Source organism: Borrelia venezuelensis (assembly GCF_023035835.1).
GTDB classification, from domain to species: Bacteria; Spirochaetota; Spirochaetia; order Borreliales; family Borreliaceae; genus Borrelia; species Borrelia turicatae.
In genome coordinates this window covers 1-22,109 of sequence record NZ_CP073221.1, presented here as the reverse complement: position 1 = coordinate 22,109, position 22,109 = coordinate 1, and the positions used below count along the sequence as shown (strand labels likewise).

The following is a 22,109-nucleotide window of genomic DNA, read 5'->3' as shown; positions in this document are numbered from 1 at the left end:
GGATCATAGTGTGGATGTATACAAGTTACCGTTATTTAGAGAGATGCAAAGAGAATATAAACGTTCATTTGGTATTGATATATCGTCTTTTATTAAACCAAAAACAGTAATAATTGATTTTAAAGAGTTTGAGAGTAAGTATTTAACTAAGAAACAACGAGATGTTTTAAATAGTATTGAAAAGAATAAACAAACCAAGATCATTTTATCTGGTGGTATAGCAAGTGGGAAAACATTTTTGGCTTGTTATTTATATCTCAAAACTCTAATTAAGAATAGGCATTTATATAGAGAAGATACAAATAATTTTATAATAGGAAATTCACAAAAATCATTAGAGATTAATGTTTTAGGACAATTTGAAAAGATTTCTAATATGCTTAAGGTTCAATTTATTCCCAAATTATCTAATACATCTTATTTTGAAGTTGATAATTTAAGGGTTAATTTGTATGGAGGAGATAAGGTGAGAGATTTTGAGAGGTTTAGAGGAAGTAATAGTGCTTGTATCTTTGTTAATGAAGCTACTACCTTGCATAAAGAAACGTTAACGGAATGTTTAAAAAGACTTAGAGTAGGGCAGCAAACTATTATATTTGATACAAATCCTGAGAGTCCAGAACATTTCTTTAAGCGTGATTATATTGACAATAAAGAAACTTACTTTACATATAATTTCACAACATATGATAATGAATTAATACCTGAAGAATTTATTAAAACACAAGAGACGCTGTATAAAGACAAACCAACATATAAATCTAGAGTACTTCTTGGTAATTGGGTTGCAAGTGATGATGTAATATTTGATTCTATTAATGTTGTAGATAGTTATGAATTTAAAAGTCCTATAGCATATTTAGATCCAGCATATAGCATTGGGGGAGATAATACTGCTATTTGTGTATTAGAACGTTTAGATAATAAGTTTTATGCATTTATTTTTCAAGAAAAGAAACCAGCTGTTGATCCATATATGATGAATACAATAAAAAAGATAATAGAGAATTTAAATGTGAATACTCTTTATATTGAAGATAGAGATGATATTAGGGGAGCTGGAGCATTGACTCGTGAATATATTAGACTTAGAGAGAATATGAATAGTTATTTTAGAATTGCTCCAATAAGACCTAAAACAAATAAGTATACAAGAATTATGTCTTTACTAACTCCATTTGCTTACAATAATATGAATTTACTTAGTTACAGTAGTAGTTCAGTATTTAATGATATCTATTCTTATAGAGGAGATGGAAAGAGTAATGATGATGCATTAGATAGCTTATCTGCTTCATATTTAATTTTATCTTTAAATTACCTTGATAGACAGAAATATTTTACTAAATTTACTTTTATTTAGCTTATAAATTATTGTATAATAATAAATAAGGAGATTTTATGCAAACTGTACAAGCCATTACTTATAGGAATCAGATAACAGAAGAAATGATATTAAAAGAATTCTTGCGTATGGGAATGGAAGAACTGATTGCTGCTGATCTATCTAAAAGGTATTACCATAATAATCTCACATATAAGGATCTAGAATATTTAGAGAGTAACTTTAATCTAAAGTTTGAAATGTTGGTTGAGAGAATTAATTCTTTAGAGAACAATTTTAATGTTAAATTTGAACGATTGGAAGACAGGATAGATGGTGTTGAGAAACGATTAGAAGATAAGATTAATTCTGTAGAGAGTAATTTTAATTTAAAGTTAGAGAATGTCAAAATAGAACTTGACAATAAGATTGATAACGTTAGAAGTGAATTGAAATCAGACATTAAAGAACTTGATAATAAGATAGATACTAAATTCAATGAACTTGATAATAAAATTGATAAAGTAGAAGATAGATTACATGCTATAATATCTGCTAATAACTTAGAGTTAAGGTCTGAATTAAAGTTCATGTCAAAAATAAGTAATTGGATGTTTGGATCCGTAATTAGTCTCATTATAACAATTCTTGCAATATTATTATCACAAATATTTAACAAATAATATGTTTAATATCATTAGTAAATGTTTCCATGTTTAACTCTACAATAACAGAAATGCAAAAAATATAGACATCATTGATATTTACTTTTTATATCTGTATTTGTTTTTTGTTTATTTTATTTTGACAAAAACTATTATTTTTGCTACAATCTATAGGCAAACTGAAATTAAAGGAATAAATTTGTATTATTTTGATGAAATAAAGAAACGATCAAATAAGATCTGTCCTTTAGAATTATATAAATATTCGCTTTTTTTTAGGAACTATATAGAGAATGCTGTTGAGGATACACTTAAGAATGGTATTTATCTTGAAAGTTTAGATAATATTAGTGAATCTGAGATAGCAAGACTTAAACGAGAGCTTAAAGATGCACTTCTTAGTCTTATAATTAGTTATAGATTTAATGGTGCTGGATATATTTTAGTTAATACTCGTGATGAACTGACAGAGTTAGAAGAAGAAGTAAATTCTGAATTGCCCATTGGTTTTAAATATCTAGATTTTGATTTAATTAAGGATTTAGGCATTTATGACCAGCATATTACTTACACAGTAAAAGAAGGAAATACTTCTTATTCTTTAGTTAAGATACATAAAAGCAGAGTAATAATTTTTGATAATTATGATTATGTCTTAAAACGTTATACACCATGCTATAGCGAAAGTTTTTTACTTAATGTTTATTTACTTGAGAAGATTTATCTGGAGATAGAGAAGAGAATAGAGACGCATAATTTTCTTTTTTATAAAGATGAAGCATTATTTGGTCTTCAAGATGCATTATCAAGTGCAACTGCATCATTAAATAGCTTAACACATAAGAGTAATAAAGGCTTATTTTCTTATCTTTTTCAAAGACAAAGACAGGATAATAACAGCATATCCGATCTTAAGAGTGTTAATGATAGTCTCTCAAGAGAAATAGAGAGATTAAAGTCAAGTTTAAATAATGAAGGAATGTTTTACACTGCAACGTCAAATGCAACATTAGAAGTAATTAAATATGATTTGTCTTATTTAAAAGAGGCATTGGCATTAGTAAAAGCTAAGATAGGAGCAGATACAAAGGAGCCATTAACTAGAAGTTTTAATGAACAGACTAAAGGTTTGGGAAATGATGGCAAGGGAGACAGATCTAATTATTATGATTTTCTTAAAGGAATACAAGAAGCAGTAGAGATTGCTGTCAATATTAAGCTATCTAGGTATTTTGGTTTAGAGATGAAATTTAATTCTCTTGTTGTACTTAATGAAGAAGAGAAAGTAGAGAGAGATCTAAAATTACTTGAATTTTTTGGTAAATACAGTGAACTTATAAGTAAAAAAGTTTTAAGCAAAGATGAGATATCAAAGCTAAAAGAAAAATTATTTTCAATTTAAGGAGTATTAATGGAAAAAGAGCTTGATTTAAATATACCAGAAGTAGTAATGCAACCTAATGATGATAACTCTTCTGAAAAGTTTAAACGTATAAGTCAAGAAGAATTTGAAGAATATATGCGACTTAAAGAAAAAGAAGAGGAAAAGGGAAATAAATTAAATATAAATGAAAGTATAAATGATAGAGTTGCACGTGAGCTTGCAATTGCTGAAGAGAGAGAACGTGTAGAGAAGCAATTACTACTTGAAGCAGAAAAGATAAATGAGATTAATCAATTAGCCAAAGCACATTTAAGTAAGCATTTTGATAAAGATACTCTTCTTTCTAAGGGCTACTCACTAAAAGAAATTATGCAAGCACAAAGAAGAGAGTTAGTAAGGAAATTCGTCCCTAAAGAACAAATAAAAGCTATTTCAAAGCTAGATAATTTTGAACATTTAGATGGAGAGATATTAGAGCAACTTGTATCTTTAGCAAAAGTAAATATAAGTATGAGAAAACGTTATGTAAGTAATATTGATTCTAAGCGTGCTGATATTATGTCTAAGTTTGAGGATAGAATATCATTATTAGATTCAGGATTTTCTCCCGTTAACTTTGAAGAATTTAATATTTCTGTTGCAAATGCTTATAAAGATAGAAGAGAGCAATTTTATAATTTTAAAGAGAAAAAAACAGCTTAAGGAGAGATATGCATGTCAACTAATATTACCCAACTTAAACAAGAGTATGATAAGAAAGTAAAAGAAATACAAGCGTTAATGAAGAATCCTCAAAGAGATGCTGGTCTTTTTAGCAATTCTGTAGATTTTAGAGATAAGAATCTAACTTTTGCTAATTCTGGTGGGACTGTAACTTCAAGAGTTGACAAGTTAGAAAATTATCCTGTTAAAGGGTATCCATACAAACGTGGTGTTAAATTATCTTACGAAGCAAGTGATAATAGTGAACCTTGTGTTGAGGCTGGGGGTGGTACTGACCTTTATGGTATATGCATAGATATAGATGAATTTACTGGCATAGCAACTGTTCTTCCAATAACAAATAATTTTACTGGATATTTAGTAGTAAAACAGAGTAGTCAAAGTTCAGTTACTCCTGGGGGTAAAATTAAAATTAACACGGATGGTGAAGTTGAGAATAATTCCAGTTCAGGTGGTGTTAATGGAATAGCCTTATCAAAGGCATTTCAAGTTAATACTAACTTATATATGGCATTAGTAAGCGTATGTGGAAATAGAGGTAGTTAATAATAGTGACTATTAAAGCAAAATCAGAGTCTGATCTTAATATTGATAGCAATCCTCTTAGTGAAGAACTAAAGAATGGTCATGACATTCAAATTGATGATACTGATCTTCAAATGAGTGATATTGATTTTGGCATAAGTGATGATACAGAAGATCAAGAACTTTTTAAAAATCTATTACGAGAATCCCAATTACAAGATGATTCTACAAAGTCAAAAAGACGAGGCAAAAGACATGCTGCGGTTCTTGAGACTACTGAAGGTAAATCACTTAAAGAGATTATCTTAAAATTAAGGAAATACTCTAAAAGTTATGATTCTGAAGCTTCTGTGTTTAGAGCACCAACTACTTTTCAAGATAAAAACATAAGAGTAGATGCAATTTCACAATCTCTTTCAAGTAGTAAAGACAAATTAGAAGAATACCCAGCTATAGGATTTCCATATAAGCGTGCAGTAAAGCTAAAAGTAGAAACAGACACTAACAAAAATGACGAAGTTCAAGTTGAGGTATCAAGTAGTTCTGACATGTATGGAATATGTGTTGATATTGATGAGTATACTAATGTGGCAACGGTAATTCCTATTACAAACAATTTTGAAGGATATGTAGTTGCCCAAAGTTCTGCTAGTTTTCAAATAGGTGATAAATTAGATTTTAATTCAAGTGGAGAAGCTTTTAAAACATCTAGTTCCTCATCAGTCAAAATTAATGCTGTTGCATTATCAAATAAATTTACAATACAACTTACTAATGATGAGAGTAAAAAAAATAGTAGTGAATATCAATTAAATTTAGTTAAAATAGCTCTTTATGGTAACAAAGCTATTGGTTAAAGGAAGGAGTTTAAATGTCAAGCGTAACTCAGTTAATAACTGAATATCAAAGTAAAGCAAAAGAGATAAAAAAACAAATGAAAAATCCTATTAGTGATGTAGGAGTTTTTAGTAAAAACATTGATTTTAAAGATAAAAACCAGCATTTACAAAATCAAGGTGGGACTGTAACTAGTCGGTATGATAAGTTGGAAAATTATTATTTTAAGGGATATCCATATAAACGTGGTGTAAAACTTGTCGTAAATCAAGTAGAGAATAATAAACCACATTACGAGCCACATGTAGAAGTTGGTGGTGAGAATGATCTATATGGAATATGTAGTGATATAGATGAGTTTACTGGTACAGCAACAGTAATACCTATTACAAATAATTTTACTGGTTATTTGGTAGCAAAACAAAGTAGTGGTATAAAGAGAAAAGATAAGGTTAAATTTGATACAAATGGGGAGCTTGAAAAGGACACTTCAAGTAATGGCAAAATTAATGCATATGCCTTATCAGATGCAATTTCACTTGATGGTACTACAAACAAAATTTGTATAGTAAGTGTAGCTATTTATGGTAATAAATCTAGATAAACTTAATTAAGTTAAAGGAGATTAAAGATGTCAGAATTATATGACCAAAATTATTATGCTAAAGAAATAGCAAGTATATTTCCGGAGATAAAATTACCAGTATTTTACAATTGGTTTTCAAAAGAGCAAATTGAAGATGTTGATTTAAAAACAGGGTATTTAAAAACAATTAAATGGGATGCATTTCTTAATGCTAATCCCACAACATTAGTAAATGAAGTTAATACTATTGCAACCATTGGGTTTCGTTCAGAGTCAGTAAGACTTAATTATTTAAAATTACAATATAAATTTAGACATTTAAAACAGACTTCTGAAAAGTTTTATAAAGATAATGATTATGCTGGTGATATAAATAATAATTTACTTCCATTTGGGGAGGCATATAAACTTGCAACTAACGAGATAATAAAACTAATAAATCATTTTGTGCTAACAGGTGCTGTATCAATCCAGAGAGATGGAAAGAACCAAAAACGAATGCTTCCTAATATGTATGGACTACTTAATATGCCAGAACAGGTTAAAGAAGAAGTTGATTCATCAAATAAAGATAAGATGGATAAGATATTTGAAAAGATAGAAACTGGACTTGCAAAATTAGAGCTAGGAGATGAATTTTCTACTCCTATGATGGTATTAGTTGATCCACTAACAAGCTTAAAACTTGTAAAACCATATGCAATACCAAATGCGTCCTCATCATCTAATATTTATTCATCAAACGACTCTTGGGAGGGCTTCCTTATTAAGACAATAAAGGCTATAAACAATCGTCAAGAAGTTCATATTCAGACAAGTAATCTACTTCAAAATCAAATACTAATTTATCCATTAAATGCAGAACTAATTAAATTTAAACCAAGTAAATATATGCTACCAATGCTAAATGAACAAGTGGATCGTGACTCAACTGATATTGCACATTCATATCTTGATTTTGTTCTTGGTGGACTCTTAGCAACAGAGAAAACAATTTTAAGAGTTGATATTAAGCAATCTTAAGGATTATTTGGATAATGCAACAGACAACGACTCAACAAGATCTAGAAAGACAAGAAGAATTATTTATAAGCAGGCTTCACTCTAATATTATTTCCCTTTTGGGAATAAGTATAGAAGAATTTTCTATTCAAAGCTTTATGATGCAAATTAATCTGTTAGAGTCTATCTTATTAGCTAATGGAATTGAGTTAAGTATGCTTACTTATAATCAGATCTTCTTGCTTACTTACTATCATATTGGATGTGAACTGAGGAAAAAGGGGATTGTACGTGAATTTGAATTTGAGAGAATAAAAAGGGAAAAATTTAATGAACTTGAAATTGACTATCATCAAATATCTAGTGATGAGAGTCAATCTGATAGTTGTAATAAGAACTTCTGTTTAAGATTTGATGCATTTCTAGACAAACTCAAAAGAGAGACTACTTCTCCTTCCTTTATAGGAGTTGTGTAATGAATAATGTTAAGAATAGGTTAGCACAAATGTCACAACGTATGATATCTACATACAAAGAGCCTGATCCTTTACGTTTATATAAATTTGAAACTATTACACTTGATGATAATTCTTATCAGAGGGTATTTAATAAAGCAGACTACTTAGAATTTATTGGAATTATCATAGATATAAATCCCCAAGAATTAAAGATGATTTATGATTCAAATCTATTTGATTTACAAGGACTCTCTAAACTTTATACAAGTGATGATACTATCTTCAATCTTCAAGATAGAATTTCATCAAAAGATAATTATTACGAAATAGTAAGCATTGACTCTTCTATTGGTTACCAAACATTAATTTTAAAGGATATTGTATGGAAATAGAGTTAGAGGTTGGTTGGTTTGGGGGCAGAGCTAATGTTGCACGCATGCATGAGATTGGCGCTAATAATTTACCAGTACGTAAACATTTAAGTGAAGTAGCTGCTAGTTCTAAGTTTAGAGAATATATCAGTAATGATTATATAAAAAATGAATTTGCTCGTGATCCCAGATCTGGAATGAGTGCCATTGGAGATGCATTTATAACTTATTATCAAAATTATGTACTCTCAGGAAAAATCAATCCTGAACTTAGTCCAAATACAATTAAGCAAAAACGAAAAAAGGGTAGTATAAATCCAGAAATTCCTCTTGTTGATACTTCACAAATGCTAAATGAGATTAGTTATAAGGTGACTTAAGTGCTAATTGAGTTAGAGGTTATACTTATGCACATAATTAAAATATTAGAGAGTTTTAAAGAATATGCTTATGATAAAGGTGAGATATCATTAGACGTAATTAATACATACAATCATCCTTATCTGATACAAAATATTAATACTCAAGAATCTAATATTATTGCATTTAAATTTGTATCTGAAGATGGACTCTTTAAGCACAACTCTCATTGTGGTACTTTTTATGATAATATTTGTGAATTTTATATTAACTTCCAAATATTTATTATCTCACTAGTTTTAAATTCAAATGACCCGGATGCTTACAATAGAATGCTGATTCTATATAGTCTTTTTCGCGAATTTTTACATAACAGAGTAAATAAATACACACTTAAAGACGCTCATGAGTTTAGTTACACTAAACATCTTCGTATTTATATACGTCCAACATCTAACATGCAAAATGCGGGGCTTATTACTTTGAAAACAAAACATAGTAACTCAGCTTATAGCGCATCAGCTAGTTTTAAAGCAGGAATTCAAATATCAGAAAGGAAGGAGTAAGACTTTGCCACAAAATACAATTAGCGTAAATTTAATTAATAATAAAGTACATCTATCTCAAATAAACTATTATTCTCCGTTACTAGTTTACAAAACATTAAAAATCAAAGTTAAAAAAGACCAAGCTGATTTTAAGGCTTTAAGTCTTACTATAAATAATTATGAAAAGCAAATAGAAGCATTAGAGAAAGAAAATGGAAATGGAGAGGATGATTTTACTAAAGAGAAGGAGATGTTAAAGAATGCAATGTCTGATTTCTTTAACTCTCCTAATGGTTCATTAAAAGCAGTTGTACTCTTTATTTACAAAGATAAACCTGAGACTATTAAAACTTATCTTAAAACTCACAGACACTCATTTATTGTTCTCATTAATACTTATAATAAAGATAATAATGGCGATGATGGGTTTACTCTCTACAAAGATGATTATTCTAAATTCAAGATACCTGATACTCTCTTTATTTTCTCTACTAAAGAATCTGAAATAAAAGAAATATTTAAAGATCCAGGCACTACAGAGAAAACAAATAATATTGCTATATATAGTAATAGACGTGATAATTTACATCTTAAATTTATAAGTAGGTATTTATATGAAGCTGCAATGTTTCATAGTGTAAATCCATACGGCATAAATCTTCCCGTAAGACCACTTGTTGATGATGAAGTAATAACTAAACTTAGAGGTGCAAATATTAATTTCTATTCTTATCTTAATGAAACAGGTCTTGACAGAGTATCAGCTTTTAAAGAGGGCACTGATCTTGCAGGAAATCCTATTGACCAGTTATTTACTTATCATTATATAAAACAAGAAGCAATAATTGAACTTATTAGAATTTGGAATATTAATAATAGACAAAATAGTAAATTATCTAGCATGCAATTATCTGGTGCAAGAGATAATGCATATACATCAGCAATTGAATGCTTACTAAAAAGATATATAGAGAGAGGACTTATTGTAAGCTACTCAAACTTAAATATTATACTCTCACCATCACCACAACTAAAATTAGAACTAACTGTAGAGATTACTTATAACTATAGCATAAACTCGGTATCTTTCGTTATTACAACCAATGATATAAGTGATTACCTAAATAAACTGGAAAATTAAGGAGGAGAGGAGATATGGGATTATATGATTTAAAGGAAGTTTATCTCTCTATTGCAGGCAAGCAAATTAATAGCGGTAAATTAGAACTTACAAGTGAACCATCAACAAGAGCAGTAATTAGCAATGAAGATAGAGGAATGCCAGTAATTAGTCTTCGAGATCCCAAAACTATTACTTATATATTTAGTATTGAAGTAACACTTGGCAGTCATGATTACATATTACTAACTCAACTCTCTGATGAGCAATTCTACAATATGAATGTAAGTAAAGAAGATAAAATGATGGATTTAGTATTTAATGATAGAATAGCAACAAAAATAATAAGTAACTCGGCTGTATTTACTGAAGAACCATCAAGAAGTTACTCAGCAGAAGCCGAAAAAGTTACATTTGAAATTAGAGCTATCAATTGTCAAAAATTAACACCTAAAAATTAAAGGATAAACAATGATTAAAAGATATAAAATGAACATTTTAACTAAAGATAAAACTTATGAATACCAAATAAAAGTATTACCTGTTTATAAGTGGGATTTGATATTAGGATTTAATCAAGAACAAGCTATAAATAAACTTAATGATGTTAAGTATTTAAAAGAAATAACTAATTTAATGATAAAACCAGGGTTTTTAGATGAATTTTACGTGATACTAGACTATAACAGAGAATATATAAGTTATTATAAAGATTATCTGGTTGCTATTATTTATGCGATAGAATTTAATACATTTCATTTAGACTTTGAATTTAAAAAACCTGCTCTGCTTTTTCTTAAAGAATATGAGAATAATGTTGGTGATTTTGTTTCGTTTGACTATATTACTGATGAATTTAATTATGAATTTGTAATTTCAAAACTCAAATCAAAGATTAATAATGAAACATAGAGAAGTAGATAAATTTATTGAGAGTATGAATGCTACTCGTACTCGTTATTTTACTTTACTTGAAGAGATAAAAAGAAATAAATACTGGCTACCAGTAATTACTGGTATTTGTTCTTACAGAGAAATTAAACGTATGACATATGATGAATTTATTGAAGTAAGCAATATTGCTGAAGCAAAGTTAGAGATGGAAATACTTGAACTGATTTTATCTAAATAAGGATAATTATGGATAATAAATTTACCATCAAATTTAAAGGTATACTCGATCATGCATCAACGAAAAAAACATTAGAAAAAGATATATCAAAATTAGAAGAGAAATTAAAACCCACACTTCCTTCTCTTAAAGTTAATTTAAAAGAGACAAAACGTGAACTTGCAAAACAAAATAAACATGAAAGGTTAAGAGAGCGAGTAGAGAAATTTAGACTTACTGAGACTAAAAAGCTAATGAAGCTTGGACACACATTTAAGAAAGCTAGACGTGAAGCTTTTAAACGCTCTACTATGTCTGATAAAGACTTACGTAATTTAGAATTTAAATCACTTAAAGAAAACTCTAAAATGCAACAAAATTTAATTAAAAAAAATAACCTTACCTCTAAAATCGTAATAGGAAGTGCAATTGGTAATGTAATAGCCAGTTCCATTAAAGGTGCTTCCTCTAGTATGTTTGCATTTGCTAAAGCATCAGTAAAAGATGCTGCAGAACAAAAGAGAATTGGTACTCTAAACTCTAGAATATTTAACTCAACTGAAAAAGGCAAGCTACTAAGTACTATATCAAGAATTAAAACATTTGAGAGAGGAACAGAAAGGGAAGAATTCTTAAATAAAGCCGCTGTAATTAAAAGTACTCTTAAGAATGCTGGTCTTGAACATGAAACTAACCTAACAAAAGCAGTAGAACTTGCAGCTAAACTTAAAGCTAGTGGTGTTATGTCAAGTGATGATGCTATCTCTTCAGTTGTTGACTTACTTCGCGGTGAGGGTGGTTCAATCTTTAATTTAATGAGTCAATTTGATAAATTTGAAAACAAGTATCTTGAACATGCTGAGAGTAAATGGCAACAGGACACTTTTCACGATATGGGTTCAAGAATAACAAAACTTGATGAAATACTAACTGATTTTACTTCATTAAATCTTACAAATACTACAAGCTCTTATGACTCTGCAACAAGTAGTATGGATAAGATAGATGAAGAGTTAAAAAAATTAACAGCTTCCACATTAACACCTTTAATGGATTTTTCTGCTAAAGCACTCAAAAAAATCAATGAATTTAACTTTCACAAAGACATTGTTGATCCTATAATAAACGGATTTAAAAGTATTTTTGATTTTTCTAAATTAACTTCAAGTATAGTACAAGGACTTAGAGATTGGTGGTATGGAACAGATTCTACAAAAAAGACAAGTAAAACTGAAACTGTTGATGATAAATCTATTACTACTCCTCCCAGTGGTACTTAAAAAGGAGATATTTATGCAAGCAATGGAAATATTTCAAATCATTAAAGACACTGTAACTCAAATATTTGCTTTATTTAGCACAGATAATTTTATTGTTCTCTTCCCAAGACCTGATCTTAAAGGACTTGGGTACCTTCCACAATTATTTTTTATCAAACCTAAATTAGAACTTATCACTAGAACTTATAATACTACATGTTCCAAACGTCCTGTAATTAATTATTACTCTAGAAAAGCTGAATATGTAAGTTATAACCCCGTACTTACAGGAGAAGTTATTGCTTTAAATGGCGGTATATTAACAAGTCTTTATAAGAACATGTTAGCTCCCCTCAAACTAACCCCTTTTGGTAACTCATTACTTGAATTTGATAGCAATTTAGTTAAAGAACAACTGGCTGGCAGACTTCAAGCACAAGTCCCCTTTACTGCTTACAGCCCAACTTTTGGCATTAAAGATTTAGTTGTAATTACTTCCCTAACATTTAGGGATGTTCCCTTTCTAGATGAAGTTGAACTTAGTCTTAATATGGAAGTAATTACAACCTTTTATCTAGAGAAATACAAAGGATAAGCTTGTGATATTACTTAAATATGATTTTAAGATTGAATTTTATTCTGCTACTAAAAACATTACTGGTGATGCAATACCAGAACACTCTCCTAAAATAATTATAAATACTCAACATGGCATTTATGTTGATATCTTTATATCTAATATTTATTCAAGTTACAATTTTGTAAGGGCAAAACAAGCCAAACTTGTTCTTTGGAATTTACATCTTGATTTTAACAATCATATACATGAAGGAGATATTGTAAAGATATATTACAAAAAATTTGATCATGAAGACTTATTCACATTTATTATGGCAGGATATCTTGGTGTTCCAATGAGTACTGATTATCCAAGTGGTGATTTTAGCATAGAGCTAGAACTTCATTTAGCATCAAAGAGTAATTTCTTTAATCGTGAACTTGAAACAAAACAATTTAAAGGAATGACAGTAGAAGAAGCTATAAAATCAGCTTTTAAAGGCAGAAATATTATCAACATGAGCAGCAATGACAGACTTAAAGTAATTAAAGAGCATCTTTATGCTAGAACTCCAAAAGAATTTATAGAAAAATTATCTAAAAAATACATACAAAATACTATTGCTGATGTTGGTAATGGGGTTGATTTAGTTGAATGTAATTTTATATTTACAAACCATCAATTAACCACCCCTGATGCTCATTATGAGTCACTTGAAGATTATGGTCTTGAATTTATCCCAAAGCAAGAAATTACTATAGGCTCTACTCTTAATATAAGACTTATATATTGGAGAGCAAAGCTTACTTATACTCACAAATTAAAAGTTGGGGATAAGGTATCATTTAGAGATTCTTTAGGGAATATAATAAAGAGCACTATTTGTGAGACTAATGCTTCACTTAGCAATACGGGTGAATGTTCATTAATGCTTAAGCTTTACGATGACATTAATCACCTAAAAATAAAATAAAGGAGAGAATATGAACCTTAATTATGAAATTTATAGAATGAATCAGAGCTTGTCTGGTTCTGCTTTAACTCAAGAAGAGATCAAAGGATGGATAGCTAACAATATATGCATATCAAAAATAGGAATTGTACAGTCTTTTAACAGCGATACTCAAGAAGGTGTTGTAGAAATTGAAGAATATAAAGGACTTAAGATTAACACTCGTAACATATCAAATATTAATCTTAATCTTCACAAAGATGACAGAGTAGTACTTCTTCAATCAAGTATTAATTTATTCAATACAAATGATAATATCTATTTTGATAAGCATCATTTTTATATACTAAGTGCAATTGACCTTAAGTATCTTAAAATATATGCTAAAAGTAAATTAGATATACGTAATGAAATAACTAGTCTTAAAGACATTTTAGAGGAGGTAGTAAGTGCATTTAACAATTTAAAAGTTATAGGAAATTCAAGCATTGATTATTCTTCTCTGTCTTACTATACATCAAGAATTAGTAACAAAATCAATAATTTATTTAATTAGTTTTTTGCTAAAACTGTTCTATATTTCCCTTTAAGTTAAAGGTTAGAGATTGATTTAAATAGGTTATTATGGATTTAAAGATTGATTTGCAGTTTAATTTAGTATTTAACTCAGACTTCCGGATTGCTGATGGTATAGAAGAGCAAAAACAAAGGTTATTTATCTTCTTAAATACACATAAAGGAAGTCTTGTTTCAAGTTCAACATGGGAACTTGATTATACACATATCCTTAAATTATGTAAGCTTGGCACTCTAGAACAAATTAAATATTATTTTTATTCTGTTGCCCAAGAACTTAAAATTGATCTTGTTGGAATAAAAACTACTATAAACTCAAAACTACTACAAATTACTTTTTATTTTCCTGGTGATTTACTCGAAACGGAGATTTGCATATGAGTATTGCTTTTGATCCTGACTTTGGAACTTTAAAACAGGATATACAACAAATAATTAATACCAAACGTGAATATTTAAAAGACATGTATGGAATTGTAATTAATAATGACCCTACATCAATTTACAATATCATTGCAAGCTCACTTGCAATAAAAGAATATGAACTAATAGGTGAGGTTAATAAATTATTTTCTCTTCTTAAACCAGATTCTCCTTATTGGAGAGAGATACAAAAATATATAAGCATTAAAAGTACTACATATGATGCTATAAAGAGCGCATTACTAAATCTTAATGGAATTAGAAATGTCAATATTAAAAGTACAGCTGGCAAGGCTAGTATTTACCTAATATTAGATGACTCAATGATGAATGAAGATAAGAGTCAAATTACAAACTCTAATCTTAAAGCATTAATTTGGGAAACACTTTATCTTACATGTCCTGTTGGTACTGTTTTTGAAGGTGATATTCTAATAGATGGAATTAATAGCCAAAACCAAAAAATTGATTACAAAGTATCAATTGGCAAACGAAAGTACGCATATCTTAAGAGTAAATACAAAGTCAATCTTGAAAATCATATATACTTGAACATTGACTTTAAAATTAGAGAAATTTATACTCGAATTAAAAATAATAACTACACAGATATGGGAATCAGTTTTGAATATCAAGATTTCTTCGCTCCGGTTAATGAAATTAAAGGTATTCATTGCATTGATATCTCCATTGCCATCAAAGATAACCTGAACACAAAAATTACTGATATTAATACAAGCGAGTTTAAGCAAAATGAGAATATTCAAATTCAAGCAAATGAAATTCTTGATCTAAATTTTAATCCTGATCGCTTGCTAATTGATATCTCTTCATAAAATAAGGATAGATTATGGTAAATATACCTACATTTCTTAAAGACACTCAAGTTGAAAAAATAATAAATACTGAACTGGTACTTATAAATAAAATCATCAAAGAAATTAAAGATCTTATTGCTAATTTTGAAGATATTAATGCTAGCGAACATTTAAATTCAAGATTCATAGCATTTTGGTTATCTGATATACTACAAATTATTTACTCAACAAACCAAACACTTGACACACTTGCTAAAAATATTGATAGTGTGCTGTTTGCTCTGCGTCATATTGGAACCCATGAATCATTTATAAAACTATTTAAGGCTTTTCTTAATGTCGATATCATGCCTACAACCCTAAAACCTGGTGTTATTAATATCAAACTTAAGAGTGATATTAAAACTAATGTTATCGTATTTATTGTAGGTAGTACTCCAAAAGACATCCCATATAAAAAAATTATATTTAGAACCAAAGAGAATGGTCAAATCGTTAAAAAAGCTTGGACTATGACCTTGCTTCCTAAAGGATATGAGCATTCAATTTATGCATTTATCAAAAAACTGATTCCTATTGGAAGGGTACTTAAGATACAAAACCATGAGGGTAAGTTCGTAAAAGAATTTAAAGGATAAGAATTTAAGGAGATTTTATGTCAACTCAAGCACAAGAAAGTGTTGTAAAACACGACGATACAATTGAGATTAAAAATCTAAATAAAGTAACCAAACTTGAACCTACTAATCTTTTAGTCATAGATGATGGGTTTTCTAGTTGTCATGCTATTACTCTTGATAACTTCCATAAAGACTTACATACAAAAATATTCATTGATGATGGTGATCGAAAAAATGATTTCAAACAAGTTATCAAAACACTAATTGCCAATGAGTTACTAGGTGACCCCAACTTTATAAACCAAGTTTATAGTCAAGTACTTATCAAATTTTTAAATGATGACTCTAGTAGTATTTCACAGACATATAGTAAAGTTGTAGAAAAACTTAAAAATAATGAATCTAGTGTTATGGACACTATTATAAGTAAAGTTACAAACAAGTTTGAATCTAACTTACCTGAAGATAATTTAAGCAAAAGTCATTACCTTATAGGACTTTACTACTCTAGTTTAAAGAAAATTCCAGTACAAGAATATCTAACTGGTATTAGTAACAGCTTTAGTGTAAGTAATACTACTACAATAAGAGCAACTAGTTATGATAGTAGTGACAAGTATTATAGAAACACTGTTTACATGTCTAGTTTAAAATATGGACGTTATATTTTTGAACTTGGCTCCTCATCCACATCTAACCATGAAGAAATTATTATACAAACAGACAGTTCATATGATAATATTCCCATATATTTAATTGTAAAAGTTACTGCAAGATCTAATTCAACTGCACAATCTAATAAAGAAGTAAGCATAAAATATAGATATTCATCAAAACGAATTCTATTTAAGCTTTCAAGTGTACATGGCGGTACAGGTTTTGAGGCCAATATTCTAGAGGGTTGGTATATGCAAAAGAATGTAAGTGGCTCTCCTTTACTTGTAAAGCTATAATTTTTTACTTTTGTTTTTGCTATATTGATATATAGTTGTATCTACTGATTTAAATTAAAGGAGAGACAAAGTTGACAGAACTTGATAATAATTTATTAAATTTTTTACTTCAACTAATTAACATCAATGAAGTTAAGTTAGTTATTATTGCTGCATTTATCTTAAGTCTTGGGCTGATTTTCAAGCCAGCAATCAAAGATATACTCACTATTTTAGCTAGTAAGATCAAAACACACAAAAGAGACACAGATAAAGAGGAGGACTTATGAAATTAAGCACTGCTAAATTAAGTGTTGATATTTTAAATAACTTTACCGAAATTATTAAAAATAATCATCATGGTAAAAATACTGCTACTTACATCAATATTTTCACTAAAGTGGTTAATTATTTTTACGCTCTATATGAGGCTAGCATATACCAAATGGAGCAAAGGGAAGCTATTAAACTACTCTGTGAAATTGAGGAGATACTAAGGATTAACGTTGAAATTATAGAAAATTCTATTGACTCTGATGAGCTTGCAAAATACACATCTCAACTTAGAGCTAAACGTAACAAGATAATGAATACTTACATCAAAATGTTAAAGGAGGCATAATTTGAGCAAATTTATAAAATTAATACTCTCAACACTTATTCTCTCATGTACATCCATTGCGTCCCTTACTGAAGAACCAATATCTCCTAAAACACAGACTATTAAAGAACTTAGTGTATATGAAGCTAAGTTATCTGATTATGTTATGTACTTACAAGTATTCTTAACTAGAACAAAAAAAAAGGTTAATGATCCAAAGTATCCTAAGTTTACTTACTTTGATGCATCAACACTAAAGTTTGAAAGTACAATTGATGATTTAATGTTTAACATCAATTTGTTTAAAGAATATATTAGTATAACTAAACCCATTGCTGAAGATGTATATAAAAGATATACAAAGTTAAAATAAGCCCCAATTTGGGGCTTTTTTATGCAGATCTAAACAAACAATCAAATTCATTATCAGTAGACAAGTACCCAAATAATTTGAGTGGACTATTACCAAACTTATGCAAATCAAAAGCTAAAAATATATCAAACTTTTCTAATTTTTCTGGATCTCTACTACTCTTACTAAAATATTCTTTAATTAAATTACACCAATACTGGATACTCTTTAATGTTTTATTTTTATTAAAGTATTCTAGTAACTGAGAGTCATCTCCAACCTGAATAGATTTAAGATAAGAATTAATTTCTTCTAAACTGTTAAATGGTTTATTGTGTAAAAACTTGTACATATTACGTGCTGCTATGAGTAAACTTCTATAATACTTAAATTTATTTGTCTTTGCACTAGATTTTGACTGTTCATTCTGGGCAATCTTTTTAACCTCTACATTATTTTTCCCTGCTTTTATTTTTGTTATATTCTTAGATAAATTATTATCTTTATAAGTATTATTCTTAACTTGCTCTTCACTATTTATTTGTTCAGGTTCTAAAGAATTAGCATCAGTATCAACTTCACTCTCTATTGAAAGATAAGCAACAAGTGCATACCGTTTAAAATAAGTTATTGCTGAGCCTACAAGTTGAGGCAAAGTGTTTTGATTCTTTGATGATACTGATGAGAGTTCTTCTGTATAGATTGGAGTATCAAAAGATTCACAATACCCACTGCTTGGACTATAAAATGTAGTTGTAATGACATTAATCTTACCATCTCCCAAAAGTTTAACGGTTGGACATTGTACAAAATCAATATCCAAATTGTTATTTCTTATAACGTTCTTAATCTCTCTGATTATCTCATTAAAGTCTTGATACTTATACCCATACCCATTAAGATTTTTATCAACTCCACTTAAATGCATACGTAGAGCATAAAGAGACTTTAGAAAGTTTATCTTTGCTTGATTTTCATTTACTACTGCACTTTGATCAAATTTTATTATATCTGTTACTTTTCTTGCCCGTTTACCCAGTTTTTTAACTGCTTTACGCATTTTAGTTTTTGTATTTTTAACTTTATTTTTTGTCATATTTAAACTCCTAATTGATTATCTATAAAAATAATATAACAAAAAAACTAAAAATAACAAATACTTTTATCTAAAAAAGTAAAACAATTTGAAATTAAGGATAAAAAAACTTTAATAAAATGGGTTTTATTGGTAATTTGAAATCAATTAAATTACCAATAAAACCCATTAAAGGTCACATAATTTCCAATTAGGATCATATTAAAATGACTAAATATAATCTAAAAAGAATGTTACAATAATTAACTAATTTTTTCAAGTCGTAAACTATATTGATTATTTATTTTTAAAAGACAAACCTGAATATTCTTTAAACAACTTATCTAAATATTTTTTATCATTTGAAAAAAGATTATCTAAAACAAAACCTGTAAATTTGGCATTTTTCTTATAAAAATCATAACTTTCCTGGTTCTTGAGTTGAAAACGCAAAGGTTTTATTGTGTTTTGTTTTGATTTTTTGTCACTTATTTCTTTTAACTTTATATTCCTATAAACTTCTATCATTCCTTTATCTTTAATCTCCTTTATACTTAACTTACCTTGTAAAACCTGTTCATATACTTTTAAATACAAATAAGCTTGAGTTTTAGCGATTAAAAATCCTTTAATAAAGGAATTAAAATTTTCATACCCATCAATAAGATAAAGTTTTTTATTTTTTATATTGTACAATATTTCCATTATTTGAATTTTATTTTCAATATCGTTAACCATGCTCTTCTTTAAAGCATGTTTATAATTTTCATATTCTTCTTCTTTTGAAATAGGCATCAAACCTTCTTCTCTATCATTTAAAACAATTACATCTTTTAACATACCCAAACCTCCTTTTGAATAAAAATTAAAAATTGTCTGTTAAGTAACAAAACTCAAAAAGTTCGCTTGCGAACAACTATGATTTAGATAACCAAAAGGTTAAACTAGATTATTAATATATTCTTTAAAGACTCTAACCCCTCTTGATAATAAGCCTCCTTAGAACTAGGTTCCTGTAAATTATTTGTAAAAACTTTTATTTTATTATAAAAGTGAATTTTTCCCTTAATATATTTACCATATCTATTTTTAATAGAATGCTCTATACTCTTAAAAGTATTCCTGTTTTTCATAAACTGATTTTCTACTATAGATATATCAATATCTTTACCTATATACATTGAAATTTTTTCGATGTATTTCATTAATATAGACAAACTTTCAACTGAAAATCGCTCAACTTGAATAGGTATCACAAGTTTATCCGTAATATTTAAAGCATTATCTAAAAGTGAATCTAAATTAGGAGGAGTATCGATTATTACATAATCAAAATTATAATAAGGTAAGACTTTTGTTAGTCTATGTTTTAGATAAAGTTCTTTATAAGAGATATTTTCCTTGTTAAAAAGGTGTAAATTTGGATGAGAAGGTATAAGATATATATTTTCATTTATTCTACTCAAATATTTGTCCAATCTAAAATTTGAATCCTCTTTTAAAAGAGCATAAATATTGTTTTTACTCAAACTCTTTACATATTTGAAAAAATAACTAGTCAAACTATTTTGAGGATCAAAATCTATGACTAAAACTTTTTTGCCGATATCTTTTAAGATATAACTAAAGATAATGGATAAAACACTTTTGCCAACACCTCCCTTAATACTTGCAATACTAATTATTTCTGGTTTTTTCTTATCCATCTGGTTATGATGCCTCCATTTGGTAACTTTTTATTGTAAAATTTATATACTTCTTTTTCTAAATTAATAATTCTTTCCAATAGATTTTGGGCATAGTTTTTCTCGAATTTTTTTTTATTTTTTAAAGTATGAATTGCCTTTATATAACAAAATATACTGCCTTTCTTAAATCTAAATTCTATATAATAAGGCCTATATATAGGCGAGGTTTCAATAATTTCTGTAACATCATCTTTATATTTAAGAAATATTGGCTTTTTTAATCTCTTAAATCCATAATACATACCTAGAAATTCATCATCGGCTTGCTCTTTCACACTAAACAAATGGAATACACCTTTTTTATCGATGTCGAACAAACCTCTTAAAGCAATAAAAAATTTACCTTCTTCTTTTTGACTAATTCCAAAAGTAAGAATATCGTTAAACACTTTTGTATAATAGATTGTTCTAGTATTTTCTTTTTCTATTTTAGAAAAAACGTTGTTTAAACTGTTTTTATTCTTTATTTTCTTTTCTAGTTTATTCAGTATATTTATCATGCTTTACCCTATTTCTTTTGTATTGGTCATTATAATTTTAACCATTCTTTTGTTCTTATTAAGCTATCTTCATATCTTTTTTTGTTTGCATTTTCTTCTATTTTGTCTAAATATCTCATTGTTTTCCATTTGGACACATTCTTTATCAGATAATTTGTTCTGTTTATTATTTCATTTTTATTTTCTTTATTATTTACATATTTATTATTAGTTATATTATGACTGACATTTTTAGTTGCATTTTTAGATTTAAAAATTTTAAACCTCCTGTTTTTGGAGTATTTTTTTTGTGTTTCTTTTGTAAATATGAATACTTTATTAGCATCATGTTCGGTGATTTCTTGTTGAGCTTTAAGCAGGCTTTTTAAGTTATTAACACTGTATTTAGTTATTGTATATCTTATGTATGTTCCGTTTCCTTCACCTAGTCTTAATAAAGTTTTTTTAATAGTGCCTTTATTGCATAGAAATGCCAAATCTTTTCTTAAAGTTCTAAGTGTAATTTGTTTAAGACCATCTTTAGATAGAAAAATGTTTAATGTATTTAGAATGAATGTTTGATTGTACTTAATTGCTTTATTCTGAAAGTATCTAAGTATTGATAGTATTTTGTAATATCTATTGTGATATTTTTTTGGTTGGATTTGATGGTATTTTACCTCAAGATTTGTATTTTTCAT

Annotated in this window: 32 protein-coding genes; 27 read left to right on the top strand and 5 right to left on the bottom strand. The window is 28.0% G+C overall.

The annotated features are described in order from the left end of the window. The first annotated feature begins 10 nt into the window (after window positions 1-10). The 27 genes from bvRMA01_RS04520 (at window position 11) to bvRMA01_RS04390 (ending at window position 18,127) form a co-directional block, all read left to right on the top strand. A complete protein-coding gene (locus tag bvRMA01_RS04520) occupies window positions 11-1,363 on the top strand; it encodes a PBSX family phage terminase large subunit (protein WP_247032439.1) in 1,353 nt (450 codons plus the stop codon). 38 nt (window positions 1,364-1,401) lie between these two features. Then, complete coding sequence (bdr, locus tag bvRMA01_RS04515) at window positions 1,402-2,007, top strand: Bdr family repetitive protein (RefSeq protein WP_247032438.1); 606 nt, start codon at window positions 1,402-1,404, stop codon at window positions 2,005-2,007. A 181-nt stretch (window positions 2,008-2,188) separates the two neighbouring features. Continuing rightward, complete coding sequence (locus bvRMA01_RS04510) at window positions 2,189-3,391, top strand: anti-CBASS protein Acb1 family protein (RefSeq protein WP_247032490.1); 1,203 nt, start codon at window positions 2,189-2,191, stop codon at window positions 3,389-3,391. Between the two features lie 48 nt (window positions 3,392-3,439). Continuing rightward, on the top strand, window positions 3,440-4,075 hold the full coding sequence (locus bvRMA01_RS04505) for a DUF1357 family protein (protein ID WP_247032488.1): 636 nt from the start codon (window positions 3,440-3,442) through the stop codon (window positions 4,073-4,075). 12 nt (window positions 4,076-4,087) lie between these two features. Further along, window positions 4,088-4,642 (top strand): DUF228 domain-containing protein, encoded by a 555-nt coding sequence (locus bvRMA01_RS04500; RefSeq protein ID WP_247032437.1) that lies wholly within the window; start codon window positions 4,088-4,090, stop codon window positions 4,640-4,642. 5 nt (window positions 4,643-4,647) lie between these two features. Further along, a complete protein-coding gene (locus bvRMA01_RS04495; RefSeq protein ID WP_247032436.1) occupies window positions 4,648-5,478 on the top strand; it encodes a DUF228 domain-containing protein in 831 nt (276 codons plus the stop codon). A gap of 14 nt (window positions 5,479-5,492) precedes the next feature. Continuing rightward, the gene (locus bvRMA01_RS04490) at window positions 5,493-6,062 is read left to right on the top strand and encodes a DUF228 domain-containing protein (RefSeq protein WP_247032435.1); all 570 of its coding nucleotides are present in this window, start codon (window positions 5,493-5,495) and stop codon (window positions 6,060-6,062) included. A gap of 27 nt (window positions 6,063-6,089) precedes the next feature. Next, the gene (locus tag bvRMA01_RS04485) at window positions 6,090-7,067 is read left to right on the top strand and encodes a hypothetical protein (protein WP_247032433.1); all 978 of its coding nucleotides are present in this window, start codon (window positions 6,090-6,092) and stop codon (window positions 7,065-7,067) included. 11 nt (window positions 7,068-7,078) lie between these two features. Continuing rightward, complete coding sequence (locus bvRMA01_RS04480) at window positions 7,079-7,522, top strand: DUF3890 domain-containing protein (protein WP_433996720.1); 444 nt, start codon at window positions 7,079-7,081, stop codon at window positions 7,520-7,522. Then, window positions 7,522-7,896 carry a DUF1506 family protein gene (locus tag bvRMA01_RS04475; protein WP_247032431.1) on the top strand — a complete coding sequence of 125 codons (375 nt, stop codon included), beginning with the start codon at window positions 7,522-7,524 and terminating at the stop codon, window positions 7,894-7,896. The genes bvRMA01_RS04480 and bvRMA01_RS04475 overlap by 1 nt, the downstream gene beginning before the upstream one ends. Continuing rightward, complete coding sequence (locus tag bvRMA01_RS04470; protein WP_247032486.1) at window positions 7,887-8,255, top strand: hypothetical protein; 369 nt, start codon at window positions 7,887-7,889, stop codon at window positions 8,253-8,255. Before bvRMA01_RS04475 ends, bvRMA01_RS04470 begins: the two co-directional genes overlap by 10 nt. After that, complete coding sequence (locus tag bvRMA01_RS04465; protein WP_247032484.1) at window positions 8,256-8,801, top strand: DUF764 family protein; 546 nt, start codon at window positions 8,256-8,258, stop codon at window positions 8,799-8,801. It begins immediately after the preceding gene. Window positions 8,802-8,805: 4 nt separating this feature from the next. Then, window positions 8,806-9,924 carry a DUF787 family protein gene (locus tag bvRMA01_RS04460; RefSeq protein ID WP_247032482.1) on the top strand — a complete coding sequence of 373 codons (1,119 nt, stop codon included), beginning with the start codon at window positions 8,806-8,808 and terminating at the stop codon, window positions 9,922-9,924. A gap of 14 nt (window positions 9,925-9,938) precedes the next feature. Next, on the top strand, window positions 9,939-10,364 hold the full coding sequence (locus bvRMA01_RS04455) for a DUF1463 family protein (RefSeq protein WP_247032480.1): 426 nt from the start codon (window positions 9,939-9,941) through the stop codon (window positions 10,362-10,364). A 10-nt stretch (window positions 10,365-10,374) separates the two neighbouring features. Then, complete coding sequence (locus bvRMA01_RS04450; RefSeq protein ID WP_247032478.1) at window positions 10,375-10,815, top strand: DUF1473 family protein; 441 nt, start codon at window positions 10,375-10,377, stop codon at window positions 10,813-10,815. After that, complete coding sequence (locus tag bvRMA01_RS04445; RefSeq protein ID WP_247032475.1) at window positions 10,805-11,035, top strand: DUF1322 family protein; 231 nt, start codon at window positions 10,805-10,807, stop codon at window positions 11,033-11,035. The genes bvRMA01_RS04450 and bvRMA01_RS04445 overlap by 11 nt, the downstream gene beginning before the upstream one ends. Window positions 11,036-11,043: 8 nt before the next feature. Then, on the top strand, window positions 11,044-12,294 hold the full coding sequence (locus tag bvRMA01_RS04440; protein ID WP_247032473.1) for a DUF759 family protein: 1,251 nt from the start codon (window positions 11,044-11,046) through the stop codon (window positions 12,292-12,294). A gap of 13 nt (window positions 12,295-12,307) precedes the next feature. Beyond that, complete coding sequence (locus bvRMA01_RS04435; protein WP_247032471.1) at window positions 12,308-12,868, top strand: DUF792 family protein; 561 nt, start codon at window positions 12,308-12,310, stop codon at window positions 12,866-12,868. Window positions 12,869-12,872: 4 nt separating this feature from the next. Then, window positions 12,873-13,805, top strand: coding sequence for a DUF693 family protein (locus bvRMA01_RS04430; protein WP_247032469.1), 933 nt, complete (start codon window positions 12,873-12,875; stop codon window positions 13,803-13,805). Window positions 13,806-13,815: 10 nt separating this feature from the next. After that, a complete protein-coding gene (locus bvRMA01_RS04425; protein ID WP_247032467.1) occupies window positions 13,816-14,340 on the top strand; it encodes a DUF777 family protein in 525 nt (174 codons plus the stop codon). Window positions 14,341-14,408: 68 nt separating this feature from the next. Then, window positions 14,409-14,741 (top strand): hypothetical protein, encoded by a 333-nt coding sequence (locus tag bvRMA01_RS04420; protein ID WP_247032465.1) that lies wholly within the window; start codon window positions 14,409-14,411, stop codon window positions 14,739-14,741. After that, window positions 14,738-15,619, top strand: coding sequence for a DUF276 domain-containing protein (locus bvRMA01_RS04415; protein ID WP_247032464.1), 882 nt, complete (start codon window positions 14,738-14,740; stop codon window positions 15,617-15,619). The genes bvRMA01_RS04420 and bvRMA01_RS04415 overlap by 4 nt, the downstream gene beginning before the upstream one ends. Window positions 15,620-15,633: 14 nt before the next feature. Next, window positions 15,634-16,239, top strand: coding sequence for a DUF735 family protein (locus bvRMA01_RS04410; protein WP_247032463.1), 606 nt, complete (start codon window positions 15,634-15,636; stop codon window positions 16,237-16,239). Between the two features lie 17 nt (window positions 16,240-16,256). After that, window positions 16,257-17,174 (top strand): DUF685 domain-containing protein, encoded by a 918-nt coding sequence (locus bvRMA01_RS04405; RefSeq protein ID WP_247032462.1) that lies wholly within the window; start codon window positions 16,257-16,259, stop codon window positions 17,172-17,174. Window positions 17,175-17,245: 71 nt separating this feature from the next. Further along, a complete protein-coding gene (locus tag bvRMA01_RS04400) occupies window positions 17,246-17,443 on the top strand; it encodes a BlyA family holin (protein ID WP_247032461.1) in 198 nt (65 codons plus the stop codon). Beyond that, the gene (locus tag bvRMA01_RS04395; RefSeq protein ID WP_247032460.1) at window positions 17,440-17,775 is read left to right on the top strand and encodes a BlyB family putative holin accessory protein; all 336 of its coding nucleotides are present in this window, start codon (window positions 17,440-17,442) and stop codon (window positions 17,773-17,775) included. The genes bvRMA01_RS04400 and bvRMA01_RS04395 overlap by 4 nt, the downstream gene beginning before the upstream one ends. 1 nt (window position 17,776) lies before the next feature. Further along, window positions 17,777-18,127: a BBA14 family lipoprotein gene (locus tag bvRMA01_RS04390; RefSeq protein ID WP_247032459.1), complete on the top strand. Its 351-nt coding sequence runs from the start codon at window positions 17,777-17,779 to the stop codon at window positions 18,125-18,127. Between the two features lie 19 nt (window positions 18,128-18,146). Here bvRMA01_RS04390 and bvRMA01_RS04385 read toward each other — a convergent pair whose 3' ends face one another. The 5 genes from bvRMA01_RS04385 to bvRMA01_RS04365 all read right to left on the bottom strand — a co-directional run bounded on the left by bvRMA01_RS04385 (window position 18,147) and on the right by bvRMA01_RS04365 (window position 22,109). Continuing rightward, window positions 18,147-19,202 (bottom strand): ERF family protein, encoded by a 1,056-nt coding sequence (locus bvRMA01_RS04385; protein WP_247032457.1) that lies wholly within the window; start codon window positions 19,200-19,202, stop codon window positions 18,147-18,149. Window positions 19,203-19,478: 276 nt separating this feature from the next. Beyond that, window positions 19,479-20,021 (bottom strand): chromosome replication/partitioning protein, encoded by a 543-nt coding sequence (locus bvRMA01_RS04380; RefSeq protein ID WP_247032455.1) that lies wholly within the window; start codon window positions 20,019-20,021, stop codon window positions 19,479-19,481. 104 nt (window positions 20,022-20,125) lie between these two features. Then, window positions 20,126-20,887, bottom strand: coding sequence for a ParA family protein (locus tag bvRMA01_RS04375; RefSeq protein WP_247032453.1), 762 nt, complete (start codon window positions 20,885-20,887; stop codon window positions 20,126-20,128). Then, window positions 20,863-21,429 (bottom strand): DUF226 domain-containing protein, encoded by a 567-nt coding sequence (locus bvRMA01_RS04370; protein WP_247032451.1) that lies wholly within the window; start codon window positions 21,427-21,429, stop codon window positions 20,863-20,865. The genes bvRMA01_RS04375 and bvRMA01_RS04370 overlap by 25 nt, the downstream gene beginning before the upstream one ends. Before the next feature lie 29 nt (window positions 21,430-21,458). Next, window positions 21,459-22,109: a plasmid maintenance protein gene (locus tag bvRMA01_RS04365; protein WP_247032450.1), complete on the bottom strand. Its 651-nt coding sequence runs from the start codon at window positions 22,107-22,109 to the stop codon at window positions 21,459-21,461.